Below are 14,695 nucleotides of genomic sequence, written 5' to 3' on the forward strand. Positions count from 1 at the left end.
CCATGACATCAAAAATCAATCTAAAACCTGAAGAAGTTGGGGTTTATGCGATTGGTGGTTTGGGAGAAATCGGTAAGAACACCTACGGTATTGAATACCAAGATGAGATTATCATCGTCGATGCAGGTATTAAATTCCCTGAGGATGATCTTCTCGGTATTGACTATGTCATCCCAGACTATTCTTACATCGTTGAAAACGTTGACCGTGTCAAGGCTCTTGTCATTACTCACGGTCACGAAGACCATATCGGTGGTATCCCCTTCCTTCTTAAGCAGGCAAACATCCCAATCTACGCAGGGCCGCTTGCCCTCGCCCTCATCAAAGGAAAATTGGAAGAACACGGACTACTTCGTGACGCACAACTCTATGAAATTAATGCTAATACAGAGCTTACTTTCAAAAATCTTAGCGTAACTTTCTTCCGTACGACTCACTCTATTCCAGAGCCGCTCGGAATTGTCATCCATACACCTCAAGGTAAAGTCGTTTGTACCGGTGACTTTAAGTTCGACTTCACTCCAGTTGGTGAACCAGCAGACCTTCATCGCATGGCTGCTCTTGGTGAAGAAGGCGTCCTTTGCCTCCTCTCCGACTCAACCAATGCCGAAGTACCAACTTTCACTAATTCTGAGAAGGTGGTTGGCCAATCCATCATGAAAATCATTGAAGGCATTCATGGACGTATTATCTTCGCTTCATTTGCCTCTAACATTTTCCGTCTTCAACAAGCTGCTGAGGCCGCTGTAAAAACCGGTCGTAAGATTGTTGTCTTTGGACGCTCTATGGAAAAAGCCATTGTTAATGGTGTAGAGCTAGGTTATATCAAGGTTCCAAAAGGAACTATCATCGATCCTAGTGAGATGAAGAATTATCATGCTAGTGAGATTCTTATCATGTGTACCGGTTCTCAAGGAGAACCTATGGCAGCCCTAGCACGTATCGCTAATGGTATGCACCGACAAGTGACACTACAACCCGGTGATACTGTCATCTTCTCATCTAGCCCTATTCCAGGAAATACAACCAGCGTTAACCGTTTGATTAATACTATCCAAGAAGCTGGTGTAGATGTCATACATGGTAAGATTAACAACATCCATACCTCTGGACACGGTGGTCAACAAGAGCAAAAACTGATGCTTCGTTTGATCAAACCAAAATTCTTTATGCCTGTTCACGGTGAATACCGTATGCAGAAAGTCCACGCAGGACTTGCAATTGACTGTGATATTCCTAAAGATAACATCTTTATCATGGAAAACGGTGATGTTCTTGCCCTAACTAAAGACTCTGCTCGTCGTGCAGGTCACTTCAATGCCCAAGACATCTATGTAGATGGTAATGGTGTCGGTGATATTGGAGCTGCAGTCCTACGTGACCGCCGAGATCTTTCAGAAGATGGGGTTGTCCTTGCCGTAGCAACTGTTGATTTCAAATCTAAAATGATTTTGGCTGGTCCAGACATCCTTAGCCGTGGTTTCATCTACATGCGTGAATCAGGCGATCTCATTCGTGAAAGCCAACGTATTCTATTTAATGCTATTCGTATCGCCCTTAAAAATAAGGACGCTAGCATACAATCCGTTAACGGAGCTATCGTCAATGCGTTACGACCATTCCTATACGAAAAAACAGAGCGTGAGCCTATCATCATCCCAATGATTCTCACTCCTGATAAATAAAAAAATATGGTAGCGACAAAGCTACCATATTTTTTCGGCTCTAATTTCACCCAGTGTACAACTCTTCTCAAGTAAAAAAGCGCCGCAATGAGCGCTTCTTCTTATACACCTGGATAAATGTAAGATACTGAACCTGGTGTTGTTGAATTTTGTGGGTCAAACCAACCACGATAGTTATCGATGTGTTGCTGATTGTTATAGTTAGATTCCAAGATTTGAATTTGTCCATCTTGACCGACTTGTGTGACATATCCAACGTGTCCATAGCCACCATCAGTCCAACATACAATTGACCCAGCAGCAGGTGTCGAACCTACAGCATAACCTTGGCTAGCAGCGCTTCCTGCCCAATCACCACCATTACCCCACCAGCTACTTGCCCATGGAGCAACTTCTTTAACACCCCATGTACATTGACCAACTGGATAACGATTCCAGGTAGCGTCTGAATCAGAAGCCGTAACCTCTGAAGAAGTTTCAGTTGCCTCTGTATCTGCTACAGTAGCAGTTGCCCCAGAAACGTCCAGAGTTTCACCAGGAACAATAGTTGACCAGATAGTCATACCGTTCTCAGCTGCTAATTGATACGGGTCTACCCCATACTGACTGGCAATTCCAAAGAACGAATCTCCATTCTGAATTGTATAAGCATCAGCCTTGGCTGTCTGTGCGACTGTAAGACCTAGTAATAATGCACTTGAAGCTGCTGCCAAAGCAGCTTTTTTTGTAGTTTTCATAATTCCCCCTGAATAAGATTAATATGGAATAAGTGTAACACTCTCATATTTTAATGCGATTAAGGAAGAGTAAAGAAATATAACAAAAATAAACAAGTCTGTTAAAAGTACGTAATTTGTCCAAGAACTTAATTAATCAAAAAGAAAACCAGGAAAACCTGGTTTTCAAAGAAATATTATTAGTAAATATCCAAATAATTATCAATTTCCCATTGTGAAACGAAGGTTGCGTAACTTGCCCATTCCATACGTTTCGCGTCAAGGAAGTTTGTATAGATATGATTACCCAAAGCTTGACGAACCACTTCATCTGTTTCCAAGGCTTTAAGAGCGTTGCGAAGTGTTGATGGCAAATCAATGATACCAGCTTCTTTACGTTCTTCAGGAGACATTGAATAAATGTTTGTTTCAACTGGCTCTGGTGCTTCAATCTTGTTAATAATACCATCAAGACCTGCTTCCAAAAGAACAGCAAGTGCCAAGTATGGGTTTGCCATTGGGTCTACTGAGCGCAATTCCAAACGTGTACCCATACCACGAGAAGCAGGAACGCGGATTAATGGTGAACGGTTGCTACCTGCCCATGCAATATATACAGGAGCTTCGTAACCTGGAACCAAACGTTTATAAGAGTTAACCGTTGGGTTAATAATGGCAGTATAGTTATAGGCGTGTTTCATCAATCCACCAAGGAAGTAATAGGCATCTTGAGATAATTGCATACCACGTGGATCTTCTGGATCGAAGAAAGCATTTCCTTCATCAGTGAAGAGAGACATATTACAGTGCATACCACTACCAGCAATACCGTATTTAGGTTTCGCCATAAATGTAGCATAGAGACCATGTTTACGAGCAATTGTCTTAACAACTAGCTTAAACATTTGAATATTATCACATGCTTTCAAAACATCAGCATATTTGAAATCAATTTCATGTTGACCAACTGCTACTTCATGGTGAGAAGCTTCAACTTCAAAGCCCATTTCTGTCAAAACGTTAACAATTTCACGGCGTGTATTATCTGCAAGGTCAGTTGGAGCAAGGTCGAAATAACCACCTTTATCGTTTACTTCAAGTGTAGGATTGCCTAGTTCATCCAATTTGAAAAGGAAGAATTCTGGTTCTGGTCCAAGGTTAAATGATTTGTAACCCACTTCTTCCATATGACGCAATGCCTTTTTCAAGTTACCACGTGGATCACCTGCAAATGGTTCTCCTGCAGAAGTATAAATATCACAAATAAGACCTGCCACTGCACCATTTTCATCACCCCAAGGGAAAACTGTCCAAGTATCAAGATCTGGGTAAAGATACATATCAGATTCATTGATACGAACGAATCCCTCAATTGATGAACCATCAAACATTGCTTTATTTGAAAGTACCTTATCCAACTGTTCATCTGTCGCAGGAATTTCAACATTCTTCATAACTCCAAGGATATCAGAGAACATTAAACGCAAGAAAGTAACATTCTTTTCTTTGACTTCGCGACGAATATCAGCTGCTGTGATTGCCATAATAGGGGTCTCCTTTATAAAAAACCAAAAATAAAAGTTCAAGGCGTAATTAGATACGCAAGTTACCAAATTGTTGTGACGGGGTCGTAAAACGGCCTTGCTGGAGGAGTTCATCATGCAAAATACGTCGAACATCTGCATCCGTTAAGGTCACTTGTTTTTGTTGTGCACGAACTTCACGTTCTTCGTATTCACGTTTAATCGCTGCAATATTATAACCATCATCTAAAAAATCTTTGATTTCCAACAAACGGTCCATATCATTCAGTGAGTACATACGACGATTTCCTGCTGTACGCTCAGGTTGAATCAACCCTTGATCTTCATAGTAACGAATTTGACGAGCAGTTAAATCTGTCAACTTCATAACTGTTCCAATCGGAAAAACAGCCAAGGAACGTCTCAGTTCTTTTTCTCTTGCCATGATTATCCTCCTTTCCTAACAATTATATTCTGAATATTTCTACATGTCAACCGTTTATGTTACTTTTTCTAACATAATGAGTAATTCCCGAACATTTCGTCATTTATTTACTTAAATTGTGGAGTTTTGTCATTGAAAACAGAAAAATAGAGCCCCTGAGAACTCTATTATTCTTATTTTAGGTATTTAATCAGCCAATTATAATCATAGTTCACGAGGATAGCAATAAAAACACCACAAAAGGTCTCAAAAACCCGGGCAATAACATAAACAAAAGTATCATTATGTGGGATAGATAAGGTAATAATTAGCAGTGCCGCAACTCCTCCAATAACACCAGAGGAATTATTGAAAGACACATTAATCACAATAGTTAACATGGTTAAAATTGGAACCAATATCAATGTCACCCAAACCGAATGATCAAACAACATATTCACAAAATAAAATAAAAGAGATAGCAGACCTCCAACCGTGTTTGCAAAAATACGTGACTTCCCAAATTGAATACTTCTATCAAAGTTTTCACGAAGGCTGAAGACAGCAGTTAAACAACCAATCTGAAGCCCTTCCCACCCTAAAGCAGAAAACAAGCCTAAAACTAGAAAGACAGCAATCCCCGTCTTCAGTGTACGCATACCAAATTTAAATTTTTCGGTTCAAATTTCAATCCCATTCAACTATTTTAACATGATTATGAAACTTTTGGCTATTCTAAATGATTTTGATTACATATTCTTCACTAAATATTTTTAAAATGACAACGTAAAAAGAGTTGGTTACCCAACTCTTTTCATTCTAATTAGATTATTTATCAGTAAGGGCAGCCAATCCTGGAAGTTCTTTACCTTCAAGGAGTTCCATAGATGCACCACCACCAGTAGAGATCCATGAGAATTTATCTGCACGTCCAAGGTTGATTGCTGCGGCAGCTGAGTCACCACCACCGATGATTGATTTAACACCTGGTTGTTTCACAATAGCATCCATCACACCGATTGTACCAGCTTGGAAGTCAGGGTTTTCAAATACACCCATAGGACCGTTCCATACAACTGTTTTCGCACCAGTCAAGGCTTTATCGAATTCAGCAATTGATTTAGGACCGATATCAAGTCCAAGGAATCCTGGATCTACTGCTTCACCTTCAGTGTCTTTCACTTCAGTGTAGTCAGCAAATGCATTAGCTTCTTTTGAGTCAACTGGCAATATCAATTTACCATTTGATTTTTCAAGAAGAGCTTTAGCAACATCAAGTTTGTCTTCTTCTACAAGTGAGTTACCAATTTCGATACCTTGTGCTTTATAGAATGTGTAAGTCATACCACCACCGATAAGGACTTTATCAGCTTTAGCAAGAAGGTTTTCGATAACACCAATCTTGTCAGATACTTTAGATCCACCAAGGATTGCTACGAATGGACGTTCTGGAGTTTCAACTGCTTCTTTGATGTAAGCAATTTCGTTTTCAAGAAGGAAACCAGCAACAGCTTTATCAACGTTTGCTGAAATACCAACGTTTGATGCGTGTGCACGGTGAGCTGTACCGAATGCATCGTTTACGAAGATGCCATCCCCAAGTGATGCCCAGTATTTACCAAGTTCAGGATCGTTTTTAGATTCTTTCTTGCCATCAACATCTTCGAAACGAGTGTTTTCAACCAAGAGAACTTGTCCATCTTCAAGAGCGTTAACAGCTGCTTCCAATTCAGCACCACGTGTAACACCTGGGATAAATTTCACTTCTTGACCCAATTTAGCAGCCAAGTCAGCAGCTACAGGAGCAAGTGATTTACCTTCTTTATCAGCTTCTTCTTTTACACGTCCAAGGTGAGAGAAGAGGATTGCACGCCCACCTTGTTCAAGGATATACTTGATTGTTGGAAGAGCAGCAGTGATACGGTTATCATTAGTGATCACACCGTCTTTTACAGGAACGTTGAAGTCAACACGAACGAGAACTTTTTTCCCTTTCAAGTCAACATCTTTAACAGTCAATTTAGCCATTTGATCAGACTCCTTAATTTTTTAATACGTTTTCATTATATCACAAAATACCTAAAAGAGATAGCAAAATCAGAAGGATTTCTAGCTTATTACTAGTACAAGTACAAGTACATCTATCATATAATCAAAATAGAAAGGTAGAATAGTAATGAAAAAACTACTAAATAAAATTCAGAAAGAAGCTAATCACGATTTTAATATAATCCTCAAACTTACACTTAATCCTCTTTTCTTCTTTCTTACTTTTAAACAAACACTATTTTCCTACATTAACCAAACCTCAGTCTCACTATGGACACGTTTAATCCTATTAGCCAGTTTGCAATTTGCCATTGCAGTTTTTGAAACGCTTTTTAACTTGCTTCAAAAGAGCCATTATTTTCTGTACAAAAAAGAAGAGCCTAAGCCCTTCTTAATATACTATTGAATTATTTAGCAATTTTTGCGAAGTATTCAAGAGTACGTACAAGTTGTGAAGTGTATGACATTTCATTGTCGTACCATGACACAGTTTTAACCAATTGATGTCCATCAACAGTTTGAACTTTAGTTTGAGTTGCGTCAAACAATGAACCGAATGACATACCAACAACGTCAGAAGATACGATTGGATCTTCAGTGTAACCGTAAGATTCGTTAGCAGCTGCTTTCATTGCTGCGTTAACTTCATCAACAGTTACTTCTTTGTTAAGGACTGAAACCAATTCAGTTACAGAACCTGTTGGAACTGGAACACGTTGAGCAGCACCGTCAAGTTTACCGTTCAATTCAGGGATAACCAAACCGATAGCTTTAGCAGCACCAGTTGAGTTAGGAACGATGTTAGCAGCACCAGCACGAGCACGACGCAAATCACCTTTACGGTGTGGTCCATCAAGAATCATTTGGTCTCCAGTGTAAGCGTGGATAGTAGTCATCAAACCTTGTTTAATACCAAAGTTATCTTGCAATGCTTTAGCCATTGGTGCCAAACAGTTAGTTGTACATGAAGCACCTGAAATAACTGTTTCAGTACCATCAAGTGTATCGTGGTTAGTGTTGAATACGATTGTTTTAACATCGCTTCCACCAGGAGCAGTGATAACAACTTTCTTAGCACCACCGTTAGCGTGCAAGTGTTTTTCAGCAGCTGCTTTAGTTGCAAAGAAACCAGTTGCTTCAAGAACGATTTCTACACCGTCACTAGCCCAGTCAATTTGTTCTGGATCACGTTCAGCAGAAACTTTAACGAATTTACCGTTAACTTCAAATCCACCTTCTTTTACTTCAACAGTTCCGTTGAAACGACCTTGAGTTGTGTCATATTTCAACAAATGTGCAAGCATTGTAGGATCTGTAAGGTCATTGATGCGAGTAACTTCAACACCTTCTACGTTTTGGATACGACGGAAAGCAAGACGACCAATACGACCGAAACCGTTAATACCAACTTTAACTACCATTAGTGATTTCCTCCTTATGAAAATCAAATAAATATAATTTTGAGAGCAAGCTCTCCCTATTGTGAAAAGATTAACTTGAGCGCTTTCAATCTAACCTTTCAACAGTCATATTATATAATTTTTTTCAAAAAATTGCAAATAGAAAAGGCACTTACTTTCATAAGTACCTTAACTTTTATATGTGCTAATTAAGCTTCACCAGAGTTTTTCTTGATGATTTCTTCTTGAACTGATTTAGGAACATCTTCATAGTGGTCAAATACCATCATGAATGTACCACGTCCTTGAGTTGCAGAACGAAGTGTTGTTGCATAACCGAACATTTCAGCAAGTGGAACATATGCACGAACGATTTGGCTATTACCGTGTGCTTCCATACCATCAACACGTCCACGACGAGCTGTAACGTGACCCATAACATCACCAAGGTTTTCTTCAGGAACTGTGATTGTTACAAGCATCATTGGTTCAAGGATAGTTGGTTGTGCAGTCTTAGCAGCTTCTTTAAGTGCGAGAGATGCAGCGATCTTGAAGGCAGTTTCAGATGAATCGACATCGTGGTATGAACCATCGTAAAGCTTAGCTTTGATGTCAACCATTGGGTATCCAGCAAGGACACCGTTAGCCATAGATTCTTCCAATCCTTTTTCTACTGCAGGGATGAATTCACGTGGAACCACACCACCGACAATAGCATTTTCGAATTCGAAACCTTTACCTTCTTCGTTTGGAGTAAATTCAATCCAAACGTCACCAAATTGACCTTTACCACCTGATTGGCGTTTGAAGAATCCACGTGCTTGTGTAGCTGCACGGAATGTTTCACGGTATGATACCTGTGGAGCACCAACATTGGCTTCAACTTTGTGTTCACGTTTCAAACGGTCAACAAGGACGTCAAGGTGAAGCTCACCCATACCAGAGATAACTGTTTCACCTGTTTCAGGGTTTGTTTCAACACGGAATGTTGGATCTTCTTCAGCAAGTTTTTGAAGACCGATACCCATCTTATCTTGGTCAGCTTTAGTCTTAGGTTCAACCATCAATTGGATAACTGGTTCTGGAACTTCGATTGATTCAAGAATGATTTTTGCTTTTTCATCAGTCAATGAGTCACCAGTTGTTGTATCTTTCAAACCGATAGCTGCGGCGATATCACCAGCATAAACTTGTTCAATTTCGTGACGGCTGTTAGCGTGCATTTGAAGGATACGTCCGATACGTTCACGTTTACCCTTAGAAGTGTTCATTACATATGAACCAGATTGAAGGACACCTGAGTAAACACGGATGAATGTCAAACGACCTACGAATGGGTCAGTCATAATCTTGAAGGCAAGAGCTGCAAATGGCTCATCATCAGATGCTGGACGAGTTTCTTCTTCGTCAGTATCTGGGTTAACACCTTTGATTGCTGGAATATCAAGTGGGCTTGGAAGGTAATCAATAACTGCATCAAGCATCAATTGAACACCTTTGTTCTTGAAGGCAGAACCACAAAGAACTGGGAAGAATTCAACATTGATTGTTGCACGACGGATAGCTGCTTTCAATTCTTCATTTGTGATTTCTTCACCTTCAAGGTATTTCATCATCAAATCTTCGTCAGTTTCAGCTACAGCTTCAATCAATTTTTCACGGTATTCGTTAGCTTGATCAACGTATTCAGCTGGGATATCTTCTTCAAGAATATCTGTACCAAGGTCGTTAGTATAGATTTCAGCCTTCATCTTAATCAAGTCAATGATACCACGGAAATCATCTTCAGCACCGATTGGCAATTGAATTGGGTGAGCGTTCGCTTGAAGACGATCGTGAAGTGTGCTTACTGAGTAAAGGAAGTCAGCACCGATTTTATCCATCTTGTTGGCAAATACGATACGTGGAACACCATACTCAGTTGCTTGACGCCAAACTGTTTCAGTTTGAGGTTCTACACCTGATTGTGAGTCAAGAACGGTTACGGCACCATCCAATACACGGAGTGAACGTTGTACTTCGATAGTGAAGTCCACGTGTCCTGGTGTATCGATGATATTAACACGGTGACCATCCCATTGCGCTGTTGTAGCGGCAGAAGTGATTGTGATACCACGTTCTTGTTCTTGCTCCATCCAGTCCATTTGTGATGCACCTTCGTGAGTTTCACCGATTTTGTGAATTTTACCAGTGTAGTAAAGGATACGCTCTGTTGTAGTTGTTTTACCGGCATCGACGTGGGCCATGATACCGATATTACGAGTTTTTGCAAGTGAAAATTCGCGTGCCATTAGGTTTATTCTCCTATAAAAATTTTAGTTTACTTATTTATTATAACATTATTGTCAAAAAACGGATAGGCAGGACCTACCCGTTCTCATTGGTCTTTGATTTGTTGCTTTCAACTCGCAGATGAGTTGAAAAAGAACTCAAGAGCTACCCGAGCTCAATTGAACCCAGGCTAAAAGCTTGGAAAATAGATAAGCTTTCCTAGAATCTTTGATTCTACGTCAAGCTTCCTAATTTTCAATCGCTTTTTTAACGCCCTCAGTATCTTATTCTTACCAGCGGAAGTGAGCAAAGGCACGGTTAGCTTCAGCCATTTTGTGAGTATCTTCACGTTTCTTAACTGATGCACCAGTGTTGTTTGCAGCATCCATAATTTCTTTAGCAAGGCGGTCTTTCATAGTGTGTTCACCACGCGCACGTGATGCGTTAACCAACCAACGTAGGCCAAGTGTTGTACGACGTTCTGGACGAACTTCAACTGGGACTTGGTAGTTTGAACCACCGACACGACGTGCACGTACTTCAAGTACAGGCATGATGTTGTCCATAGCTGTTTCAAATACTTCAAGAGCATCGTTTCCAGTTGCTTCTTTGATTTGTTCGAAAGCATCGTATACGATTGTTGCAGCAGTACCACGTTTACCGTCAAGCATTACACGGTTGATAAGACGTGTAACGATTTTTGAATTGTACAATGGATCTGCCAATACTTCGCGTTTAGGCGCTCTATTTTTACGACTCATTTTATCTTATCTCCCTTCTTATCCTTTAGGACGTTTAGCACCGTATTTAGAACGGCTTTGTTTACGATCAGCTACACCTGCAGTATCAAGTGCACCACGGACGATGTGGTAACGTACCCCTGGAAGGTCTTTTACACGTCCACCACGGATAAGAACAACGCTGTGTTCTTGGAGGTTGTGTCCAATACCTGGGATGTAAGCAGTAACTTCGATAAGGTTGCTCAAACGTACACGAGCGAATTTACGAAGGGCTGAGTTAGGTTTTTAGGTGTCATTGTTCCAACACGTGTTGCAACACCACGTTTTTGTGGTGAAGATACATTAGTTTGAACTTTTTTGTGGCTATTGTAACCAACGTTCAAAGCTGGTGATTTAGATTTAACAACTTTTGATTGACGTGGTTTACGAACCAATTGGTTAATTGTAGGCATCTACATTCTCCTGTGTTTTTTATTTTTGGTTGATATGGCACTTGGTGACAGCCCATATCTGGGTGTACTTTTGCAACTTATGTCAGCACGTCTCTGTACACTTTTGAGAGACCAAAAGTAAAAAGTACCGTCTAATATAATACCATTTTTTGAGGAACCTTGTCAAGAATTTCTTGCCAAAAAGAAAATTCCTAAGCATTAGATTAGGAATTACCTTTTAAGTTTTTTATTTATCGAAAATATTACCTACTTCAACTTCTACTTTTTGCGATTTTACATCGATATCAGATACAGTAAGCAATGATTTGTATTCATGAATATCTCGGTCGCCTTTGGCATTCTCTGCAAATACAGCTACACCCACTAATTCACTATCAAATTCTGAAAGTAAGCTAATCATACCGGTAATGGTGCCGCCACCCTTAAGAAAATCGTCAACAATAAGCACACGACTATTGGGTTTCAAGCTACGTTTTGATAGAAACATTTTTTCAATACGGTCACTTGATCCGCTGACATAGTTCACTGAGACGGTAGAGCCTTCTGTGATTTTCAAATCACGACGTACAATAACAAAGGGAATGTTTAGGACATCTGCTACTGCATTTGCCAAAGGAACACCTTTTGTTGCAACAGTCATAACAGCATCAATCTTTTGACCCTTAAATGCGCTAGCAATAATACGTCCAACATTCTTCAAAATAGAAGGCGTACTCAATAAATCAGACAAATAGAGATACCCACCCGGTAGGATACGATCACTCTCAGAAAGTCTCTCACAGAGACCTTCGACTAAACTTCTTGCATCTTCATCGGAAATGGTTGGTGTAAACATAACACCACCAGAGGCCCCTGTTACTGTTTCAATTTCACCTATCTGACTCTCTTCAAAAGCTTTCTTAATGATTGCAATATCTTCTGAGATTGAAGATTTTGCAGCTTCATAACGCTCTGCAAAGGTATTAAGACTTGTCAACTGATAGGGATTATTAATCAGGTAGTTTGAAATCACTACCATGCGCTCACTTCGTTTTAATTTCATAAATCACCTATAATTTCTGTACTTTTTTACTATTATACCATAACACATTAAAAAACGAACATTTTTGCCTTAATGCTCGTTTACTTTCGATTTTAATCAAATTTTGGTTTATAGAAGGAACGATTGTCCATAGCAAAGAGACGATTAGTCATTTCTCCAGGTCCAACTAGGTTAAGAGCTGTCATCATCATCATCATACTAGCATCAAGATTATCAATCATATGGATAACCTCCGCTTCCATGATACGAGGACGAACTGGGCTTCCGTATTCTAATTGTCCGTGGTGACTTAAAATGACATGACGTAAAACAACAACATCCTCACGTGTATCATCAATGTTAAGTTCCATGAGAACCTTGGTAATTTCTTCATCAATCAAGGCGATATGCCCAATCAAGTTACCTCGAACAGTATACTCTGTATTTTCCGGACCAGTCAATTCAATAACTTTAGCCAAATCATGGAGCATGATTCCCGCAAAGAGCAGACTCTTATTTAGTTCCGGATAAACATCCCCAATACTGTCTGCTAAACGAACCATTGTAGCTGTATGATAGGCCAACCCACTTTCAAAAGCATGGTGATTTGTTTTAGCAGCAGGAAAACTAAAAAACTCCTTGTTATACTTTCGATAAAGAGCACGGACCACACGTTGCCATGTAGCTTCCTCTATTTTGAAAATCATCTGTTCAAGATACTCACGCACTTCAGACGGATTTACCGGTGGTTTTTCCTTAAAATCAGCTGGATCATTTGGTTCTCCAAATGCAGGCAAACGTAAAGTAATTTGATTTACCTGAGGAGTATTATTATAAACCTCTCGACGTCCTTCCATATGAACTACCTTACCAGCTGTAAATTCCTCAACATTATAAGGCTGAGCATCCCAAAGATTTCCCGAAATTTCACCAGAATCATCTTGGAAGGTAAAGGCAATATAGTCTTTACCAGCCCTTGTCTTACGTACTTCTGCACGCTTAATCAGATAAAAGCCTTCAAAATACTCGTCTTTTTTCATTTGATTAATTTTCATGCTTGTCCTCATTTTCTAATTGTGGTAGATCTAACAAACTTTGTGTCGCACTATCTTGGTAGGTTTCAATGGTATCAAGAGCTCTAACAATAGCCCTGCTTCTTGTATTGAGCAGACTATCAACAGTTTTACTGGCTGTATTTAATTGTTTTTGAGCCTTGGCAAGCATATCTCCAAACTTACCGAACTCCAGTTTGACGTTGCCTAAAATCTTACTGATATCATCCGCATTTTTTGAATGTTCAAGGTCCTGAATCCTACTGACAATGAATTCAATAGTGCAGACAATGTTGATGGCCCGGCAATAACAATATTCTCCTCACGACGAAGAGCGTCAAAGAATGAGGGTTGACGTACGACCTCAGCATAAAGCCCTTCCGTCGGCAAAAATAATATACCAAAATTTGTGGTTTCAGGTGGATTAAGATACTTCTTGTTAATATCCTTAGCAAATCGCTTAATGCTAGCCAAAAGTGATTTACGATGATTCTCGATTTGCTCTTTATTTCCGGACTCATAAGCATCTTCCAAGCGATAGTAGTCTTCAAGAGGAAACTTAGAGTCAATAGGCAGATAGATATATTCGTCCTTGTGGTTTCCTGGCATCTTAACCGCATATTCAACTCGCTCAGTTGAACCCGACACTGTCGGAAACTCTCTCTCGTATTGATTAGCAGTCAATATATCTTCAATAATTTGTCCTAATTGAAGTTCTCCCATAATACCACGTGTTTTTGTATTTGAAAGGACCTTATTGAGACTTCCAACATCCCTAGCAACATTTTTCATTTCCCCCAGACCTTGGTTAACAGACTCCAGCTGTCTTGACACCGTCTCAAAGGAAGCTTGTAATCGTGTCTGTAATGTTTGCTCAAGTTTCTCTTCAACTGTCTGACGCATTTGTTCCAAACGTTTCTCATTGGAATCCTGCATTTCTTTAACGGCCTTCGTCAAGCTCTGGTTTATTTGCTCTAGGCGCTGGTCAGAGCGATCTCGATTATCAGACAAGTTTTGGTGTAAAACTTCTCTGATATCCGTTAATTGTCGATAGAGTTCTTTCTGCAATTGATTCAATTGCCTTGTTGTTTCAAGTTGGTTTGCCTTGGCAAAGCTTTCTAACTGAAAAGACAGTTGATCTGAAAGATTATCTGCATTTCCCTCCAGACTCTTATTAATCTGACCCTTTAACTCCGCATTTTTCAATAAAAGAACAACAAGAATTCCTAAACTTAACAAGGTCAAAAGTGTAAGCAGGTAAATCATACTAACTCCTATCTTTAGTCTGAATGACAATCACGTATCCATTTGGAACTACAACATGAATGGGGCCATCAAGGAATTCATTACTAGAATAGTTTT

11 protein-coding genes and 2 pseudogenes are annotated in these 14,695 nt (G+C 39.7%); 1 reads left to right on the forward strand and 12 read right to left on the reverse strand.

Translation table 11 applies throughout. From position 1 onward, the window contains the following. The first annotated feature begins 2 nt into the window (after nucleotides 1-2). Nucleotides 3-1,685 carry a ribonuclease J1 gene (locus HSISS3_RS09945; protein WP_002889315.1) on the forward strand — a complete coding sequence of 561 codons (1,683 nt, stop codon included), beginning with the start codon at nucleotides 3-5 and terminating at the stop codon, nucleotides 1,683-1,685. 101 nt (nucleotides 1,686-1,786) lie between these two features. On the opposite strand, the gene HSISS3_RS09950 is transcribed toward HSISS3_RS09945, so the two are convergent. The 12 genes and pseudogenes from HSISS3_RS09950 to HSISS3_RS10010 all read right to left on the reverse strand — a co-directional run bounded on the left by HSISS3_RS09950 (nucleotide 1,787) and on the right by HSISS3_RS10010 (nucleotide 14,599). Continuing rightward, nucleotides 1,787-2,422, reverse strand: a complete 636-nt coding sequence (locus tag HSISS3_RS09950) for a CHAP domain-containing protein (protein ID WP_021152594.1) — start codon at nucleotides 2,420-2,422, stop codon at nucleotides 1,787-1,789. Between the two features lie 179 nt (nucleotides 2,423-2,601). Beyond that, the gene (gene glnA / locus HSISS3_RS09955) at nucleotides 2,602-3,945 is read right to left on the reverse strand and encodes a type I glutamate--ammonia ligase (protein ID WP_002889319.1); all 1,344 of its coding nucleotides are present in this window, start codon (nucleotides 3,943-3,945) and stop codon (nucleotides 2,602-2,604) included. 49 nt (nucleotides 3,946-3,994) lie between these two features. Continuing rightward, the gene (locus HSISS3_RS09960) at nucleotides 3,995-4,369 is read right to left on the reverse strand and encodes a MerR family transcriptional regulator (protein WP_002889321.1); all 375 of its coding nucleotides are present in this window, start codon (nucleotides 4,367-4,369) and stop codon (nucleotides 3,995-3,997) included. 173 nt (nucleotides 4,370-4,542) lie between these two features. Beyond that, on the reverse strand, nucleotides 4,543-5,007 hold the full coding sequence (locus tag HSISS3_RS09965; RefSeq protein WP_021152595.1) for an FUSC family protein: 465 nt from the start codon (nucleotides 5,005-5,007) through the stop codon (nucleotides 4,543-4,545). Nucleotides 5,008-5,176: 169 nt separating this feature from the next. After that, a complete protein-coding gene (locus HSISS3_RS09970) occupies nucleotides 5,177-6,376 on the reverse strand; it encodes a phosphoglycerate kinase (RefSeq protein WP_021146509.1) in 1,200 nt (399 codons plus the stop codon). A gap of 428 nt (nucleotides 6,377-6,804) precedes the next feature. Further along, nucleotides 6,805-7,818, reverse strand: coding sequence for a type I glyceraldehyde-3-phosphate dehydrogenase (gene gap / locus HSISS3_RS09980; protein WP_008535634.1), 1,014 nt, complete (start codon nucleotides 7,816-7,818; stop codon nucleotides 6,805-6,807). Between the two features lie 188 nt (nucleotides 7,819-8,006). Beyond that, a complete protein-coding gene (gene fusA / locus HSISS3_RS09985; protein ID WP_021152596.1) occupies nucleotides 8,007-10,088 on the reverse strand; it encodes an elongation factor G in 2,082 nt (693 codons plus the stop codon). Between the two features lie 270 nt (nucleotides 10,089-10,358). Continuing rightward, entirely contained in the window at nucleotides 10,359-10,829 is a 471-nt protein-coding gene (gene rpsG, locus HSISS3_RS09990; RefSeq protein ID WP_002884746.1) for a 30S ribosomal protein S7, read from the reverse strand. Between the two features lie 18 nt (nucleotides 10,830-10,847). Further along, nucleotides 10,848-11,260: pseudogene (rpsL, locus tag HSISS3_RS09995) on the reverse strand (30S ribosomal protein S12). A 226-nt stretch (nucleotides 11,261-11,486) separates the two neighbouring features. Then, nucleotides 11,487-12,302 (reverse strand): pur operon repressor, encoded by an 816-nt coding sequence (purR, locus tag HSISS3_RS10000; RefSeq protein ID WP_008535638.1) that lies wholly within the window; start codon nucleotides 12,300-12,302, stop codon nucleotides 11,487-11,489. Between the two features lie 92 nt (nucleotides 12,303-12,394). Further along, complete coding sequence (locus HSISS3_RS10005) at nucleotides 12,395-13,336, reverse strand: 3'-5' exoribonuclease YhaM family protein (protein ID WP_021146512.1); 942 nt, start codon at nucleotides 13,334-13,336, stop codon at nucleotides 12,395-12,397. Further along, nucleotides 13,326-14,599 (reverse strand): annotated as a pseudogene (locus HSISS3_RS10010) (DNA recombination protein RmuC). Before HSISS3_RS10010 ends, HSISS3_RS10005 begins: the two are co-directional and overlap by 11 nt. Nucleotides 14,600-14,695 lie beyond the last annotated feature (96 nt).

Origin of the sequence: Streptococcus sp. HSISS3, assembly GCF_000448605.1 — a bacterium.
Lineage (GTDB): Bacteria > Bacillota > Bacilli > Lactobacillales > Streptococcaceae > Streptococcus > Streptococcus raffinosi.